At 43.2% G+C, this 18,206-nt stretch carries 16 protein-coding genes and 1 pseudogene; 2 read left to right on the forward strand and 15 right to left on the reverse strand.

Annotation, left to right across the window (positions count from 1 at the left end):
* Positions 1-68 precede the first annotated feature (68 nt).
* The 9 genes and pseudogenes from PPM_RS21690 to PPM_RS21730 all read right to left on the reverse strand — a co-directional run.
* Complete coding sequence (locus tag PPM_RS21690) at positions 69-2,081, reverse strand: ABC transporter permease (RefSeq protein ID WP_016324710.1); 2,013 nt, start codon at positions 2,079-2,081, stop codon at positions 69-71.
* Entirely contained in the window at positions 2,047-2,826 is a 780-nt protein-coding gene (locus PPM_RS21695; protein WP_040102904.1) for an ABC transporter ATP-binding protein, read from the reverse strand. The genes PPM_RS21690 and PPM_RS21695 overlap by 35 nt, the downstream gene beginning before the upstream one ends.
* Before the next feature lie 101 nt (positions 2,827-2,927).
* Positions 2,928-3,914, reverse strand: coding sequence for a sensor histidine kinase (locus PPM_RS21700; protein WP_016324712.1), 987 nt, complete (start codon positions 3,912-3,914; stop codon positions 2,928-2,930).
* A complete protein-coding gene (locus PPM_RS21705; protein WP_016324713.1) occupies positions 3,911-4,612 on the reverse strand; it encodes a response regulator transcription factor in 702 nt (233 codons plus the stop codon). Before PPM_RS21705 ends, PPM_RS21700 begins: the two co-directional genes overlap by 4 nt.
* A 1,110-nt stretch (positions 4,613-5,722) precedes the next feature.
* On the reverse strand, positions 5,723-5,917 hold the full coding sequence (locus PPM_RS28810) for a helix-turn-helix domain-containing protein (RefSeq protein WP_144399885.1): 195 nt from the start codon (positions 5,915-5,917) through the stop codon (positions 5,723-5,725).
* A 137-nt stretch (positions 5,918-6,054) separates the two neighbouring features.
* On the reverse strand, positions 6,055-7,125 hold the full coding sequence (locus tag PPM_RS21715; protein ID WP_013372985.1) for a hypothetical protein: 1,071 nt from the start codon (positions 7,123-7,125) through the stop codon (positions 6,055-6,057).
* Positions 7,115-7,690, reverse strand: coding sequence for a sigma-70 family RNA polymerase sigma factor (locus tag PPM_RS21720; protein ID WP_013372986.1), 576 nt, complete (start codon positions 7,688-7,690; stop codon positions 7,115-7,117). Before PPM_RS21720 ends, PPM_RS21715 begins: the two co-directional genes overlap by 11 nt.
* Positions 7,691-8,510: 820 nt before the next feature.
* Positions 8,511-9,299 carry a TrmH family RNA methyltransferase gene (locus tag PPM_RS21725; RefSeq protein ID WP_013372988.1) on the reverse strand — a complete coding sequence of 263 codons (789 nt, stop codon included), beginning with the start codon at positions 9,297-9,299 and terminating at the stop codon, positions 8,511-8,513.
* Positions 9,300-9,376: 77 nt separating this feature from the next.
* Positions 9,377-10,045, reverse strand: a pseudogene (locus PPM_RS21730) (potassium channel family protein); the annotation flags it as partial.
* Between the two features lie 157 nt (positions 10,046-10,202).
* On the opposite strand from PPM_RS21730, the gene PPM_RS21735 reads away from it, so the two are divergent.
* On the forward strand, positions 10,203-10,436 hold the full coding sequence (locus PPM_RS21735) for a small acid-soluble spore protein SspI (protein ID WP_013372990.1): 234 nt from the start codon (positions 10,203-10,205) through the stop codon (positions 10,434-10,436).
* Positions 10,437-10,588: 152 nt separating this feature from the next.
* On the opposite strand, the gene PPM_RS21740 is transcribed toward PPM_RS21735, so the two are convergent.
* The 3 genes from PPM_RS21740 to PPM_RS21750 all read right to left on the reverse strand — a co-directional run bounded on the left by PPM_RS21740 (position 10,589) and on the right by PPM_RS21750 (position 14,976).
* The gene (locus PPM_RS21740) at positions 10,589-12,169 is read right to left on the reverse strand and encodes a peptide chain release factor 3 (RefSeq protein WP_013372991.1); all 1,581 of its coding nucleotides are present in this window, start codon (positions 12,167-12,169) and stop codon (positions 10,589-10,591) included.
* 298 nt (positions 12,170-12,467) lie between these two features.
* Positions 12,468-14,024, reverse strand: coding sequence for a glucose-6-phosphate dehydrogenase (zwf, locus tag PPM_RS21745; protein ID WP_013372992.1), 1,557 nt, complete (start codon positions 14,022-14,024; stop codon positions 12,468-12,470).
* Between the two features lie 187 nt (positions 14,025-14,211).
* Positions 14,212-14,976 (reverse strand): YwmB family TATA-box binding protein, encoded by a 765-nt coding sequence (locus PPM_RS21750; protein ID WP_013372993.1) that lies wholly within the window; start codon positions 14,974-14,976, stop codon positions 14,212-14,214.
* 248 nt (positions 14,977-15,224) lie between these two features.
* Here PPM_RS21750 and PPM_RS21755 point away from each other — a divergent pair, with 248 nt between their 5' ends.
* A complete protein-coding gene (locus PPM_RS21755; protein ID WP_025675777.1) occupies positions 15,225-15,680 on the forward strand; it encodes a hypothetical protein in 456 nt (151 codons plus the stop codon).
* A gap of 76 nt (positions 15,681-15,756) precedes the next feature.
* Here the strand turns inward: PPM_RS21755 and PPM_RS21760 are convergent, their stop codons facing one another.
* From PPM_RS21760 to liaF, 3 genes are read right to left on the reverse strand one after another with little or no spacing between them, the layout of a single operon-like run.
* A complete protein-coding gene (locus PPM_RS21760) occupies positions 15,757-16,407 on the reverse strand; it encodes a response regulator (RefSeq protein WP_013372995.1) in 651 nt (216 codons plus the stop codon).
* Complete coding sequence (locus tag PPM_RS21765) at positions 16,385-17,464, reverse strand: sensor histidine kinase (RefSeq protein ID WP_013372996.1); 1,080 nt, start codon at positions 17,462-17,464, stop codon at positions 16,385-16,387. Before PPM_RS21765 ends, PPM_RS21760 begins: the two co-directional genes overlap by 23 nt.
* Positions 17,465-17,480: 16 nt before the next feature.
* Positions 17,481-18,128, reverse strand: coding sequence for a cell wall-active antibiotics response protein LiaF (gene liaF / locus PPM_RS21770; RefSeq protein ID WP_013372997.1), 648 nt, complete (start codon positions 18,126-18,128; stop codon positions 17,481-17,483).
* Between the last annotated feature and the right edge of the window lie 78 nt (positions 18,129-18,206).

Genomic DNA, 18,206 nt, shown 5'->3' on the forward strand with positions numbered 1-18,206 from the left:
GCAAAATTCCAGAAAGGAGGAACTTCATCCTACCCTTCTGCAACTTTTTACACACAACTTATCCTTCCTTACAGTATCTTTAAATCTAATTGACGAAGATACAGGGAACGTACAATAAGAAAGGAAAGAAACTGGATAGACCAGAAGCACATCATAATCTGAATCAGCGTAAGATGAACGGGTAATCCATATATTCCAGACGGTTCTGACATCACTAAACAAAGCACTATTCCTATAGATGATACGACTAATGGCAGAAGAAACAGAAATGCAATTTGTCTGGAGGCAGCTTGTCTCATTTCCCTTGAGTTTAGTCCAATTTTCGATAAAGCTCGGTATATTTCCTCATCCCGCTGAAGATCTACATACAATCTGAAATACAGCAGGCTTACCGTGCTCGCCAACATAATAATGGCGATAAATCCACCAATAAATTCACTAATAACCAGATCCATTTCCGATGTCAAATAGTCTACGGCCCTAGAGTTAAGCACTCCTTTATTCACCTTGTTGGCCAACACAGAATACAACCATACCTCTTGTTGAGTTTCAGAAGTTTCTAAGGAAAGCTGGCCATTCTTCCATTTGGGCACAAAATAATAAATAGATTTATATGCCAACGGATCATTGAAATACCGATGTTCAATTAAATAGTCGTAAGTTCGATCAGAAACAACAAGTAAGCTTCCTAGTTCAGAGACGATATTTCCATCAAACTTCAGGTTATGATCTATTATCTTAGTATCCATAATCTGAAGATTCATCATATGAGATTTCCCTTGCTTGTAAGTTAGCTTTTTTTCAAAAAAGGTTTTCTTTTCTTCGAAAGACATCCCGTTTGGATCGAAAAGGAAAAAACCTTGATTCTCCCGAAGCGTAGGTACCTGTTTCAGCTTCTTAAACTTGGAAGCAAGTGCTTCATAGTTGGATTGTTTCATCACTGGCGCGACCTGTTCCCGAAAGGGGAAGACTAACACTTCACCTTTCCCATAATCTACCCCAGCCGTATAAAGATTTTGGTCAATCTCTTTTTCAAGCTCGTTAGAACTTACAACATCAGAAGTAAATGCAAATGAATAAGACTGCTCCCTAAGAAATCTTTTTTGCTGCTGCATGGAGTCAAAGGTTGACGCTGCTCCTACACAGGAAATGATAGAAATGAGGGTAATCAATGAAAAAAGCCCGGCATTATTTCGCATTTTATATGTGATCTCAGATAACCATAACAAACGCGATCCGCTCCAAGACCATTTCCTGTTAGCTCTAAGCAATTGAATGAATAGTACACATGATTGATTATAAAATAAGTAAATACCCAGAGATCCCATTATAATTGTATATTTAAAGGTGTCTCCGACCGAATAGTGCAATATATAAAAAGAAAGGGTCCCTAAACGATACGGTGCCAGATAAATGTATGGTGAAAAATCAAGCTTCATTAAACATACAGCTGCTCCTATGAATACTATGGCAAGAATGGAAAGACTCCAAAAAGCTTTAGGTTCTTTGTTAAGCTGAGGAGCCTTGCTAAAAAGCTGCTGTAGTTTAAAATGTCGGATAAAGAAAACAGACACAAGTGAGATCAATATAAACAAAAACATAAAGCCGATTCCTGTAAAAGCCAGTGCTTTCCAGGGAAAATAAAATCTTAAATACATTCCTGTGACATTGGAACCCATAAGCAGGAAAAACTTCGCTAAAACAAATCCTCCGATCATCCCGGTAACCAATGATAAAAAGCCTATAATTAGATTTTCAAAAGCTACCAAAAAACAAATTTGCCTATGACTTGCTCCTAAAATGGTGAGTATACCAAATTCTTTCTTACGTGCAGCAACAAAGATATTATTTGTGTATAATACGAAAAAAAAGGAAAATACAAAAATCAACAGATCCGCAACCTGTAATCCCTTTTTTACATTAGCTGCTGTGATTACATTCGAGACATCCGGGTGAAAAATAAATACCGCATATACGAAAAAAATCGTAATCATCAAGGAGCTGCTTAAATAATAAGGAACGTAAGCACGCGCATTGCGTTTGAGATTATTCCATGCTAACAGACGAAAGCTCATGTGCATGTCTACTTCCCCCCAAAAAGGAGAGCATATCTATGATTTCCTGAAAAAATATTTGCTGACTATGACTACGACGGATTTCATTATATAACTCACCATCTTTAATAAAAATTACCCGGTCGCAATAGCTGGCTTCCAAGGCGCCGTGTGTTACCAGCACAATTGTAGAATAGTCTACACGGTGGACAAGGCTCAGCATTTCCATTACAACACGCGAAGACTTGGAATCGAGATTTCCGGTTGGTTCATCTGCAAGCAGGAGCGAAGGAGAGTGAATCATAGCTCTGCCTATGGCTGCACGTTGTTTTTGTCCCCCTGACACCTCATAAGGCCGTTTGTCCAAAACATCTGTAATATCCAGTTTTTTCGATACTTCTTCCAGTTTGTGCTCCATTTCCTTTAACCCTTTTTTATTCAGCATCAGAGGAAACAGTATGTTTTCACCCAAAGTGAGGGTTTCCAACAAATTATAATCTTGAAATACAAGCCCCAGTTCTTTGCGGCGAAATAAAGCCAGCTTATCCTTCTTGAGCAGATGTGGATTTTCCCCTTTAATGCTAACCTCGCCAGAAGTAGGCATATCAATGGTCGAAATCATATTTAATAATGTTGTCTTCCCACTACCAGACGGACCCATAATGCCGACAAACTCACCTGGTTGAATCGTTAAATGGATATTGTTGAGAGCTCGGTGTGGAACCTTACCATAGTATATTTTGGTGACTTGATCCATTCGTACAATCTCCATCGTTCATTCCTTTCTTTTTCCTATGTCATGATCATAATCCATCCGGAACAGAGCGTCGATCGATTAACATTACAAAAACCTTAAATGTGTTGTAAGGTTTCTTATGGGTGTATTGGAAACAGAATCTCAACAGTCGTTCCTTCACCTACCGTCGATGTGAGTTGAATATTATGATTCAACCTTTTGCAGATTTCTGCCACCAAATAGAGCCCCATCCCGGTAGATTCACTATACTTCCGTCCATTTTCACCTGTGTAATAAGCCTCAAATACCCGCTCTATATCTTTTTTAGGGATACCAATCCCTTCATCCTGTACTTTCAACACAATCACATGATCTCTTACGTCAGATATCAGTTTCAGGCTGTAAGCATAACCTGAAGAATACTTTATCGCATTAGTCACCAATTGATTAATGATAAATCTTAACCATTTGGCATCGGTAATCACACTCAACTGCTCGTCCACTTCATTGGAAGGATAAATTTCGTTGCGGATCAATAACCTTTTGTTATCGTAAATCACTTCACTAACCAGCTTTCGTAATACAACAGGCTCTACATGAAAGTCTGGTTCAAAGGATTCCAATCGTGACATATACAAAATCATTTCCAGTCCTTTTCCCATTCGATCAATCTCATCGTGAATCTGATCCGACTCGGGATCTATTTTTCCTTTGAGAATTAAATGAATCACAGATAGGGGCGTTTTCATCTGGTGAACCCACTGGTTAATGAATGTGATGTGATCACGCTGCTGATGCTCCAATTGATGAATCCGAGACTGGTGCAACTGGTAGAACTGCAAAAGCAAATGCTGTAAAGAAGAGGCTAACGGATTAAGTACCTTCATCTGAATAAGCTCATCTAAATCTCTAATGTTAGCAGTGGATAAAATTCGATATAAACCAGAATACATGACGTACCGAAATAGCAAATAGACCAGCAAAAGGATAAACCCAAAAAAGACCGAATACAAGGCCGTCGACAAGTTACGATAACCATCCATCCAGTAAATAATCAACACAAGAAAAAGTTGGATAATATTAAAAATGATCATGGAAAAATGATCACGCCAAAACAGCTTCACTGTTCTTCCTCCTCAGTCAAGTGCAGCCGGTATCCAGCTCCTCTAACCGTTTCTATAATATCCTCCAACCCCAGTTCGCTCAGCTTTTTACGGACACGGGTAACATAAACGTTCAGCGTATTTTCTCCTACATATTGGTAATCATCCCATAACGCTTCTAAGAGATGAACTCTCCCTACAACCTGCTTGGGATATGTCATCAGTAGCTCCAGCAGTGCAGCTTCTTTATGGCTCATTTCTACTTGCTTGTCATGAAACACCAGCTCCATAGTATCAGGATATAAAGTTAAGCCTGACACTGTTATGGTGCGTGATTTTTGGGCAACTGCATATATACCATAGGCACGTCGCAGATTGCTTTCTACCTTGGCTAACAGTACTTCGGGATGAAACGGTTTGGTAATGTAATCATCTGCTCCGTTTTGCAAAGCAATGACCTGATCCATTTTATCATCACGCGCGGACACAAACAGGATGGGACAAGTAGATTGAGTACGAATTTGCCTGCACCAATAAAATCCATCAAAACGAGGTAAATTCACATCCAGTATGACCAAATCAGGCTTTACCTTCTGGAAAACACCTAAGACTTGATCAAAATTTGAAACGACAACTCCTTGATAACCATATTTCTCAAGATAGGATTGGAGTAAGGAGCTAATTTGAGGGTCATCCTCTACGATTAATATTTTATGCATCGTGTTTTCTACCTTCTTAGTGCTTGAATTTTAAATCACATGATTTTCTCTATATAATGCCTTTATTTGATCGTCCAAGCAATAACAACAACCGAATTCCTTTTATTTGTAGCTTAGGAGAGTCTCATGGTGTAAATTGAATCCCGAATGATATGCATGGTGCCAAACACCAGAGTGATTAACATGATAATTATAATGGCGATAACTATTACTGTAATCATGATCTCTTTATAGTTTTTTAACGTTTCATTACAACATAATTTCGACTTAAATACCTCTTTAATTTTATGCTTTGAATATTTCATACTTTGCTCACTTCTCTCCTCGGCTCGCTATTTTCCATACTAATTAGCTTCTATCTAAGGAACAACAGCCAAAGCTTACAAAAACATTACTTTGTTGTAAGGTATAAAGAATTCAGATCATCAGAAGCGTGTGTCTTTATAAAAAAATGAGTCGGGTTCTATGACCCGACTCATTTTCCGTATTTCTACTAATCCCCATAGGAATGTCCCGCGCTTATGCCTCTTAATTTTGACTTGATGCACTTCTCTCTTGAAGTGATCTACACTTCAAACTTATTTAGATAAAGAAACTGCACCTCTGTTTGTCGTATCCCCTTGTTGTTCCGCTAGTGATATACCTAGCTTCAACTCAGAAAGAATGCTCTCAAAATCACGGATCGTACTTTCAATGGAAATTGTGAAACTTCACATATTTATGCAGTCCAGTTCGCGAGTTGTTTGTTTAGTGTCAACAAAAGTTCTTCCTTCAATTAGTTCAGATTTAAACTCTGCGATACGTAATGGAGCAAGATTCCCCCCATACCACCTGACGTCCGCAAAGTTGTTCCGGAAAATATCTTCTTGTAATCGGAGCTGAGGAATGTTAAAAGCCCTCAATTTTTGTCATAAAGATACAACTTCCTTCCTATTAATGTCACTCATTTCTTAACTTTCACAAAATCAATCTCAAACCAAAAAGTTAAGCTTAAGGTATTCATTTGATACAATGCCATGCTTAAGGAATCTATAGTTGTAGTCAAAGAATAGCAAGACTTATAGTATAAACTCTTTTTAAAAAATATCTTTACCAAGTTTAGTGTCCTTATTATCTTTTATTAAAAATTCTATATTTTTGCGGAGATATTCCCTCCCAGTTCACAAACCACCCTGTAAACGACGATGAATTCTCTAATCGCAATTCTTCACTAATATCAGACATGGACCACTCTGTTGACTTGAATACATGTTTCGCCTCTTTCAATCGAAGTTCAGATATGCATACTGTTGGGACTGACCCCATAACGTGAGACAAATCATAGTGAGCTGACAAATGAAAAGAAAGCTTCAGACCGGATGAATCAGTCTGAAGCTTTCTTTGTTTCGTTTATCGCGTTTTACTTAACTATATCAAACACCATACACTCTGTATTGCTCTCCCTACCAAGGCGTTTCCGTTTTGTGTTCAATCACTTTCAATACTTTGGGTTCAAGAATCCGTTTCAATAGTTCCAGCGTACGATCGTCAACAGTAGCTCCACCATGCGGATCGGCTTGGATTTGTTTTTTAGCCTGCGTACTTGCGATAACGTCCATGACTTGTTGTTTGGAAATCTTTTTAGATGCTGCGATCTCGACGACAGATGCCCCCTTTGCCAATTCTTCTTTCAAGTCTGCTGGACTCATGTGAAGTAAAGAAAAGAGCTCTTCATCGTTTAAAAAGGCATCTGCAGTATAGTCAGGCTTGCCGTTAGTCATGAAAAAGCCTTCCACGGATGGAGCAGGGCCGCCTCCGATCAGAGAAACGCTGATCGTATTCCCTTGAACGAATGCCTGATAAAACGGCGTTGTTGATCCCTTTTCGGTGTAGTTCAATATAAATGTTTTTTGGTCCGGTGTCTGCATCGGCTCCATGTTACATTCGTACTTACTGGAGCTGCCGTACAGTTTGTTAATGAGGTCATCTACTTTCGATTTGATTTCTTGATCGGATAAGGAGTTGACCGGCTTCTCCTGAGGCTCCCAATTCTCTTGGTTCACTTGTTCGATTTCACCCGTGATACCGTTCAAATCAAGTCTGACCTTTTTGCCGTGAGCTCCCTTTTCCTGCAGCACGATGCTTGTTTGAATGGCTTTCCCCTGACTTGTATTCGTGGGGTCTCCTCCAATCTGGCTGGCGTCGATAATTTCAAACGATTTGGTTTCCGGATAAGAGCGATACAACTTTTCAAGCGCTGCTTGGCCAACCGCATCCATCTTGACTTGTTTGGCTGTCATCGGTGTTCTCGTAATCATTTCAATCAGGGGAGGGGCCGCGAATGCCGCGGTTGGAATCATAATTATTGCAGCGACGATGCTGCCGATCAATCGTTTTTTCATCGTTTTTTTGCTCCTTTGCCGTTGTACGTATTGAGAATAGGATTGTTCGACTCGTTTGGAAACAGCCGGGGGGCATTCCATGGTCTCTGCTTCTTGGTGCAGGTACTCGCTGATTTGGCTTTCAATAGGCATTGTTCTTTTCCATCCTTTCCAAGGAGAGATTTCCCAAGTGTTTTCGAAGCGACTGCAGGCCGGCATGATATCTGGACTTAACTGTACCCAGCGGAATATCGAGTAATGTCGCAATCTCCTCCAGCCTATAGTCGTGGTAAAAGCGGAGTATGATCACCGTTCGCTGTTTATCGGTCAGCTTGTGCATGGCCTTCGATATTTCAGGGTCTGTCCCATCCGTCCTCACCGTGGTCTGATCCCAATGACGCTCTTCCCGAGAAAAGACACGGATGCGTTCGAAAATTCGGAATCTCCTCCAGCTTTTCACCCGGAATCTTTGCACTTGTCGGATGACCAAGCCGTGCAGCCAGAAGTGGAAAGGACGATTCGGATCGTAGTTGGGAAGCGAGGTCCACATTTGCATGTAGATCTCATTCATAATATCTTCGCGATCCTGCGGATGATCCACCAGAAAAGAGACAGTCCGATAGACATCCTTATAGGTGGCATCATACAACGTGTGAAACGCCTGCTGATCTCCTTCAATCATTTTTGTGAGCACGTGGTACATAGATTCACTTTGCATTCAGAGGGCCCTCCTAAGTAAGCAGCTTACACCCTATATTGTCGCTCGATGGAAAAAAGGTTCGGTTTTTATGGTCTCGGTTGGGAGTCTATGGATTGCGGGAAGGCGAGCAGTGGCATGAAAGCGTGGAAGACATCTTGTTCTTTCCGTCAGATTGAACGGTGAGTTCAAAGAACTGGGCCTGCTGTCGGACGATTATAACAAGGTCTGGAGATGTAAAAATGGCCTTCATGCAGCAGGTTATATTTCTACTAAAATCAGAGACAATAATTTGTTAGGTCAAATTGAATATGGCTACCAATACCCCCAATTTGCAAGAGACGAAGCCAACAAAACGCAACACTGGCTGCTATGCAGCTTAAGTTTCCAACTATGTCTACAATTGTGAAGGTCCCTGTTGCTTAACGACGTAGCTAATCCCAAAACGTGAGACACATCAAAACATCTTCAAGAGAATCAAGCCATGTCGTAAGATATGGAGATAACCTTGTAGGTGTTTTTACGTCTGAGATTAATCTGGGCTCAAGCTCATCAACTTGTACGCTGAAAAAACCTATGCTTCTATTAATGCTCCTTGTGATACCCCAATGATCTGTGAGAATTCAGTTTGATTATGTTGTTCCTCATTAGCCCTCCTTCTGTCTAAAAATTAAAAAACAGCCCCAAAAATAATTTTATTTATCGGGACTGTCAAGTTATCTAAGCTATTAAGTTATTCTTATGAAGAGGTTTATCTTACAACATCATATATAAAATACCCTGTCCATTTTCACTATAAAAACATGAAAACTCGAATCAGTGAATAATAAACACTCAGGTATTATCTTCGCTGTCTCATCGCCTCGAATAATAACACCGTAGAGGCCATGGCTGCATTCAGTGATTCCGCTTGTCCCTGCATTGGAATGAATACTGATTCATCCACCATACTTGCGGTAGCAGCAGAAATACCCTGGCCCTCGTTGCCAATCACGAGCCAAGTGGATACACGCAAATCTATGGTATAGCATGATAAGCTTGCATCGAGCGAGGTGCTGAGCAAGCGGGCACCTTTGCTTTTGGCCTGCGGCAAAAGCTCTTCCAGACTGCCTTCGATCACTGGCAGATGAAACAATGATCCCATCGTGGAGCGGATCGTTTTGGGATTATATAGGTCGGCGCAACCATGGCCCAATATAACGCCTGCGGCTCCAGCAGCGTCCGCACTGCGAATGATAGTGCCTACATTGCCGGGGTCCTGCACACCGTCCAGCACCATAACCAGCGCATCTGGTTGCTCCAGCAATGCTGCGAATGCGCTACGCTCCTCCTTACGCACGATGGCAAAGACAGACTGCGGCGTCTTGGTATCGGTGCATTTGGCAATGACTGCCGCCGACACGGGAATCCATTCCACCGGCTGATCGGCTGAATCCAGACCATTCAGCTCGGCAGGAATCCCCTTGTCCAAATCATAGGCGACGCTTTCAACAGCCGCGTTCGAACGCAGCGCTTCCTGCACTAGATGAATACCCTCGACAATATATTTATGCTGCCGTGTGCGATGCTTTTTTTCGAGGAGTTGCGACCATTCTTTTACACGTGCATTATTCGGTGAAATGATTTCCATTGGTTTAACCTTCCGTTTCTAGGTCTGTTTCTTTAAAAATAAATGATGCATCACTTGTACTTGAACATCAAACCTCTCTAAGCTGCAAAAGCCAGCTCCAGCTTGGTTAGATCGTCCTTGTGACCCACAATGATCAGCACATCACCCGCTTCCAGACGATCCTCGGCATACGGTGAAATGTTCATCTCCTGGTTTCTGCGGATCGCCATTACATTGCAGCCGAAGCGTGCCCGTATGTCTAGCTCCTTCAAATTTTTGCCGATCATGGAATCAGCGGCTCGCATCTCCAAAATACTGTAGTCCTTGGACAGCTCAATATAATCCAAAATATTAGGAGACGTTAAATGGTGGGCTACCCGCAGTCCCATATCCCGTTCAGGATAAACCACTTTATCCGCACCTATTTTTTGCAGCACTTTTCCGTGCAGTTCATTTTGTGCTTTGACCACAAGAGCAGGCACACCCATGTCCTTGAGAATCAATGTCGTTAGAATGCTGGCTTGTATATCTTCACCAATTGCGACTACAATTACGTCAAAATTGCGGATACCCAGTGCTCGTAGTGCTTCCTCATCGGTCGAATCGGCAGACACCGCATGCGTCACAATATTCGACATTTCCTGTGTACGTTGCTCGTCCGAATCGATAGCCAGCACATCAAACCCCATCTCACTCAGCGCGCTGGCAACACTGGAACCAAAGCGCCCCATGCCAATGACCGCATACTGTTTTTTTGCCATTCCTTCTTTACCTCCCGCTCACCATACTATCCGTCATAGTATAGCATATCATGCTACAAACATAAATTTTGACATCCCTATTCCAAATGCTTCTCCATGTATACTGGGCCACAGCCCAAGCCATAATACATTCGATCACTATTACAACATACGGGAGGTACACATGCCCATTACAATGGATTTACGACAAGCGATTGTTCACAAAGTTCACGGCAAATCAGAGGCTGATCTTACGGATATGATTATTGGGTCAGTGGATGGACCGGAAGCCGCTTTGCCTGGATTAGGTGTCATTCTTGAAATCGCATGGAAGCATATGAGTCCAAACCAGCAGCAGGATTTCGTCCATTTGGCACATGAACAAATCGATAAAATCAAACCCGTGCCCTTAACCTAACCCTAGCTATTCAACTTCTTGTTATGCTTTAATTGTGCTCATTATTTTTACCCGTATTCGAAAATGAGAATAGTCCACTCGCATTCATGTCGAGTGGACTATTCGTGGTATATATCAAATGACTGAAATCAGACTGCACTGCATATAAAATTTTATGGAGCCATTTCCAAAAACTTAGCGGTCGGATTTTTTTCTATAGCCGTACGCATGGCATACTCATTTTCGAACAAGGCTACATAATTGCCTTTCTTATCTTTTACCAGCGTAGAGTTGATACGGAACTTGCTCGGATCAATCTGCTCATCCACAATCCAACGTGCAAATTGGAACGGCATACGTTGAAGCTGTACATCTACCCCATATTCACCCTTCATGCGGTATTCAAATACTTCAAATTGCAGTTGGCCGACTACACCTAGTAGCGTATCATCAAAGCTTACCGTACGGAACACCTGAATCATACCTTCTTCGGTCAACTGGTCGATACCTTTCAGATACTGCTTGTGCTTCAAAGCATTTTTCACAGTAACCTTGGCAAAAATCTCAGGTGAGAAGGTCGGCAGTTCATCAAATACAACCTCGCTGCCTTGACTGAGTGAATCGCCAATGCGGAAAATACCCGGATCAAACAAACCAATAATATCCCCGGGAAATGCCTCTTCGACAATATCACGGTCCTGTGCCAAGAACTGCTGTGGTTGGGACAGCTTAATTTCCTTGCCCATCCGAACATGCTTAACACTCATCCCACGTTGAAACTTACCGGACACGATACGCAAAAATGCGATACGGTCACGGTGAGCCGGGTTCATATTGGCCTGAATTTTAAATACATAACCGGTAAATTTCTCGTTCGTTGGCTGAATTTCCCCAACTGTACTGTGGCGCGGTTCCGGCTTAGGAGCAAGCTGAAGGAAGTTTTCCAAAAATGTTTGCACACCAAAATTATTAATCGCACTTCCAAAGAATATAGGCGTTAATTCTCCACGCTGTACTTTTTCCATATCAAAAGGGTCACCTGCGACATCAAGCAACTCTAAATCTTGGCATAATTGGTCGTGCAAATATTCGCCCGCCATCTCGCGAATAATCGGATCATTGTAACCTTCCACTTTTTGTACTTTGATCGTGGAATGGTCATCTCCCTGAAACAACTCAACCTGATTTTTGACACGGTCATAAACACCGCACAGATCACGCCCTGTACCAATCGGCCAGTTCATAGGCACTGAACGGATACCAAGCACCTGTTCCAGCTCCTCCATTAGATCAAAGGGACTGCGTCCTTCACGGTCCAGCTTATTAATGAAGGTGAAAATCGGTATTCCGCGCTTCGCACAAACCTGAAACAGCTTGATCGTTTGCGCTTCCACACCTTTTGCTACGTCAATCAGCATGACCGCACTATCTGCGGCTGTTAATGTGCGGTACGTGTCTTCACTGAAATCCTGGTGACCCGGGGTATCCAGAATATTAACGCGATGCCCATTATAATCAAATTGCATCACTGAGGATGTTACCGAAATCCCCCGCTGTTTTTCAATCTCCATCCAGTCACTCGTCGCATGCTTGCTGGCTTTACGAGCTTTGACTGTACCTGCAAGACGAATAGCGCCCCCGAACAGCAGCAACTTTTCCGTCAATGTCGTTTTACCCGCATCCGGGTGAGAAATAATCGCAAACGTACGCCGTTTGTCGACTTCCTGTTGAAGTATATCTGTTGTTTTACTCATTTCACATATCCCTTCATGATCAAATCCATTGCATTTCTGCTCAAGCTATTCATAAAAAGGCCATGATGCACGCCTATTTTCATAAGTTCATCGGCTCATTGCCGTTAGCTCCAGTATTCGGCATACTCCGTCACCATATTCATGATAAATACGATCTATTTACATGTTTTAGCCTGCCTTTAACGTATAATCAGTTGCAAACTGAAAACCTGAGACTAAGCTATTATAGCATACTCCGAACGCAAAGCATCCCCTTACATCCTAAACAGGACATAGGGGGATGCATGACAAATCGGGATTACTGAGTGCCGCCTACTCGCCAGATGACATTATCTTCATCCTGACCGCTAACCGGCCACCACTTATAGCCATCCTGCTCCAACAGCTTGTGAGCACCATCAGGTCCCCATGAGCCTGCAGCATAGGTTTCCAGTGTATCCGGGGTCTGCTGCCATGCTTTGGCGATTCGATCAACGAATCCCCACGCTGTGGCAACCTCATCCCACCGCGTGAAGTACGTCGAATCACCCTCGATCGCATCCATCAGCAACCGTTCATACGCCTCCGGTGAGTTGATCCCCACCATACAGCTTTGGCAAAAATCCATAGCCAGCGGCTCAATATCTGATTCCGAACCGGGTTTCTTGGCATTAATTTTAATGTAAATGCCCTCCATTGGATTGACCCGAATGACGAGCAAGTTTGGTTCCAGCTTATGCTTTTGACCGAGATATACATTGGTTGGCATGCTCTTAAATTCCACAACGATCTCCGTAGTTTTTACAGGGAGACGTTTGCCTGTACGAATGTAGAACGGTACACCAGCCCAACGGAAATTATCTACAAACACACGTGAAGCAAAATAAGTCTCTGTATTCGATTGTGGATCAACCTTGTCTTCTTGACGATACCCTGGCAACTGCTGACCTCGGTAACTGCCTTCAGTATATTGACCACGTACCACGTTGGTCTTCACATCCTCAGACGATTCAAAAGGTCGTAGTGAACGCAACACTTTCACCTTTTCATCACGGATATCCTCTGGTAACAGACGACTAGGCGGTTCCATCGCGATCATCGTAAGCATTTGCAGCATATGGTTCTGTCCCATATCACGCAAAGCGCCAGAATGATCATAGTAACCTCCGCGTTCCTCCACCCCTACCGTTTCACTCAGCGTAATTTGCACATTGGCAATATGCTTGTTATTCCATAGTGGTTCAAAAAAGGCGTTAGCGAAGCGAATCACCTCGATATTTTGAACCATTTCCTTACCAAGATAGTGATCAATCCGATAAATTTCTTCTTCGGCAAATACTTCACGTATTTCGATGTTCAACTCTTGTGCAGACTCGAGGTTGTAACCGAAAGGCTTCTCTATAACTAGACGATTCCAGCCCTTGCCGTCCAACATGCCGCCCTCTTTCAAGCTCTTCGAAACACTTCCGAATAATTCAGGCGCCAAGGCCAAATAAAACAACCGATTTCCCGGTATGTTAAACTTACCTTCTATAGCCTCCGTCTGCTGTCTCAGCTCATGAAACCCATCAACATTGTTGATATCCAGCGATTTATATTCAAAATGCTCGGCAAATGCCTGCCATTCTTGATCATTTTCTGCTTTGTAGCGACTAAACTCCTGTATGGAAGCGTACAGGTCATTACGGAATTCTGCTTCTGTGCGGGGACGTCTTGCTACACCAATAACAGCAAAATCTTCAGCAAGCTTGCCTTCGCGGTACAAGCTGTAGATAGCAGGAAATAACTTGCGGCGAGCCAAATCGCCCGTAGCACCAAAAATAAACAGAACTGCACCTTGTGTCACAAGAGATTCTTTAACAGGTATGTCAGCCATGAAGTACCTCATTCTTCCCATGTCAAGATTCCGCAATCCACAATCCTCGAAATCCGCATGTAGTATTGTGTATATTTATACAAGATCATACTTGATTTTCGAAAAACATGGAACTAAAGATTTGATGACATTTTAACATATTCTACATGGATAAGCTATCCGATGAATCATAAATTTACCTTATAAGTCAGTATTCAATTGTGATAATCGGAAAACCGAGTGTTATACGTTTATTCTGCTGCGCTCTATTTTCATGTACCGCCATCTGCATCTGGACTTGATGCTCACCGCTTTGCACCATTAATGGCAGTTCTGGAGCTTCATAAGATACAGCTACTGTGGTTGCATCTGTGTATCTTTCTTTAGCCTGCATGGAGATATCCCCTGCTAAGCTTGCTTCTGTCCGTTTCATCAGTTGATCCACGCTTTCCTTTGCTTGCAGCGAACGCTGAACGGAGGTGTTCCACTGCGCTTGAACCCCTATCGAATGTAATTGCTCGGCACAAAGCTTATGAAGCTGAATCAACTGCTCACGTCCTGTGTCGCTGCTTTCCAGTTGAACGACTACATACCATTGTCCAGCTTGACGTTCCATCATATTTAAACGAATTTTTAAATCCTCACGATCACGAACAGAGCGATATAGTGTGTGCCCATTTTCTACGAGTTTGCTTGCTGTGGGTATATTCAGTTGCTCAGCTATCTGTGCCACTATATCTGCCGGATCTCCATGATTAGGAATCCAATCGCCTTGCCATTTTACAACCAGCTTATCCAGTGTACCCGGGGTTTGATCCGAGAGGATTAATAACGAGCGTAAAGCCGTTTCTGCCTCACGGGAATCAGTTCCGTTGGTCTGAAGAGTTCCGTAACGCCAGCCAGCCAGTACCAACACCGTTCCTAATACCAAAATTGCAATAACTCCCTTTTTAATCATTTCTACTTTTAACATGGCCGTTCTTCCCCCTCCATAACCATTCATTCTCCGCATACACACGATGGAATGCTTCTTTTTTCGGCTCGATTGAAATCTATGAATCTATCAATAGCATGCCCGTTGCCAGAGGTTTTATACGCAGAGGAAGTCAGCACAACCTTTCAGAAATATTCATTCGCCTACTGGGTGTTCGACCATACACCGTAGGCACGATAAGAATAGACTGTAATCACAACGCATCTTACACCAAAAGAGGTGAAATCATGTTTCCCATTTATCCAGTAAATGAAGCCAATGTGGCACCTCATGGCGGACGGATGGTCTGTGCCGTTATGCGTGATGGTACACGACACATTGGCATCTTAAGTGGGTGTAGCAAAGGTAAGCTGATGTTGAACGGATATCCATCCTCCTTTCCTGGTAGTCTCTATGCCGGAAGCTACAGTAACAAAGGAAAACAAAAAGCTAAAAAAAACTCCTCTAAAAAGCAAAAAAAGAACTCTAAAAACAAAGCTCGCTCTTCTGCCAAGCTAAATTCCTTTAATAGACCGCCGGACGAACTTCTAAATCCATACTTTCCTTATAACGTAGGCGCATTTGATTCAAATGGAAATAGGGGTTATGGAAACGGCAGAGCAGGCTATCGCGGCAGATATGGATACGGGGCAGGACTTGCACTAGATCTGGCTTTAATCGCCTTTCTATTCCTCCTTATCTAAACGCCGTGTTACAGAACACAAAAAAACCGGAGGACCATTCATCGTCTCCGGTTCTTTGTATTCGTCGTTTTACAATTTACTCTGCTAAGCCGTTCTTATAAGCATAGATTGCCGCCTGTGTGCGGTCTTCCACTCCTAATTTGGCGAGAAGGTTCGTGACATGGAATTTTACCGTCTTAATCCCGATAATCAGTTCATCTGCGATATCCTGGTTGGACTTCCCTTGTGCCAATAAGCGAAGAACCTCCATCTCACGATCTGTTAGCTCCGTATGTGCGGGCGCTTCAGCCTGTGGCTGGCGAAACCGATTCATCATCTTAGAGGCCACCTGCGACTCTAGTACGGACTGTCCACGTGCAGCTGCACGGATCGCATCCGCGATCTCGGAAGCACGAGACGTTTTAAGCAAATAGCTGAATGCCCCTGCCTCAATGACCGGATACATTTTCTCATCATCCAAATAACTCGTCAGTACAATCACCTTTGTCTCTGGAAGCAGGCGTGTCACTTGGCGTGTCGTTTCGATACCATCCATGCCATCCATGACCAAATCCATTAAAATCACATTTGGCTTGTACTCTGATGCTAAGCGTATGCCTTCTTCTCCGCTACCGGCCTCGCCGACCACTTCAATCCCTTCTTCTGTCCCCAGCACCGCCGCAAGCCCGATCCGCACCATTTCATGGTCGTCTACCAGCAGTACGCTAATCGGTAATTCCGTTTCCATGATCATCGTTCCTTCCGCTTTCATCATAAATAACTGGCACAGACACCTCGATCCGTGTCCCTTTTCCCGGAGCCGTTATATACTGAATAGCTCCCCCAATTTCACTGACCCGCTCCTGCATGGTGGATAATCCATATGATGTCTGCTTTTTCTCATCCATTTCAAAACCAATACCATTATCCCGAATCGTCAACCTAATGGAATCCGGGCGTTGCACAATACGAATTTCCATACGAGTTGCTTTGGCATGACGCAATGTATTAGACATCGCTTCCTGAACAATGCGAAACAAGTGATTCTCAATGCCCTTAACCAACTGTACTCCGCTTTCCATCTCAAAATCAATCTCCATCGGTACCTTTGCCTGTAATTCCTGTACCAAATCACGCAAACCCTGCTCAAGCCGTTTTCCTTCCAGATAGACAGGCCGTAGATGAAGTAGTAACGCCCGCATTTCGGATTGTGCCACGGAGGACATTTCTTCAATTAATGCAACTTGACGCTGCGCTTTATCAAAATCCTTGTCCAGCGTCCTACCCACAGCCGTCGCTGTCATTGAAATAGCAAACAATTGCTGCGATACTGCGTCATGTAACTCTCTGGCCAGCCGCTGCCGTTCCTCCACAATCGCAGTCATCCGTGCCTGTTCTGCTAACTGAGCATTATCCGTAGATAAGCGTTGTAAAGACGTTACTTGTTCCTGCCATTTACGCCCGATTCGTTCCAACTGCTCTCCTAGTCTGCCAAGCTCATCATGCCCTAGAGGTGGCAACTCACGTGCAGGGGTTCCCTTTTCCCACATCAGCAATGTCTCTCTCAACATTTCCAGTCTGCTTTTAAAGCGATAACTTTCATAAAATCCGTACATTGCCCCTGTACCAATCAACACCAGTATAACGGCTCCTGCTACTTTCAGTATCATTCCCCAGGTTGGGAACGACTTCACATATCCATATGTATACAGCATATAAAAGACAACTACGCCCACAACAACACACAGGAGGATACCTTCACCCATACTGCGGGTTACCATGTTGGACGTTTTTTTGTGATTCATCCCGGTTCCTCCTGGTTCAATAAAATCGAATACGGACATCGCCCGCCAAGTACGAAACGACAAACTTCACTTTATATTCACTCTGTTCAAAATGAGGAGACTTCCACACCAGTCGATTGAGCATCCCCGCCTCATGATCCCGGTCGAACTGAATCTGACCGAACAATACGAACATCTCCACCTCTACACCGTAATTATCCGGCAGCGTGATGTCAATGTCACCGAAGATCCCCTGTAAAAATATGACGGGCTCACGTTCCTCTGGAAGAGCGAGCGTCAAATCGGCATCCACATCACCAACCACATGCCATATGCTTGTGCTGCGCAAGCTCCATGGCACTTCATCCCATTTATGATTGGATATGAAATTGTGTTTGAATATGGAGCTTTGACCTTTATGCAGCTTCCTGGAACGTGAATAGAACACAGCCAGCGAAGCCAATGTGATCACTACAAACAAGAACAAATGATCCAGCACCAGCAGACCGGCACCGATGGCAAGCATCGTATAGCCCTTTTTGATTTTGGAATTGCGGATCTTATATATTCCGGCCAACATTAGGATCAGTGCAAACACGGAGAGGAACCCAATCCACTGACCGAATAAAATGATAATCCCGATGCCAATCCCTGCCAGTGCCAAGGCTGATTTTCTTTTCTCCATGCTGCACCCCCTTTTTTGTTTATACCGGAAGGAAAAGCCATAGTGGCGAAATATATCGCCATATGGCTTCCGAACCGT

This window comes from Paenibacillus polymyxa M1 (assembly GCF_000237325.1).
Classification (GTDB): Bacteria; Bacillota; Bacilli; order Paenibacillales; family Paenibacillaceae; genus Paenibacillus; species Paenibacillus polymyxa_C.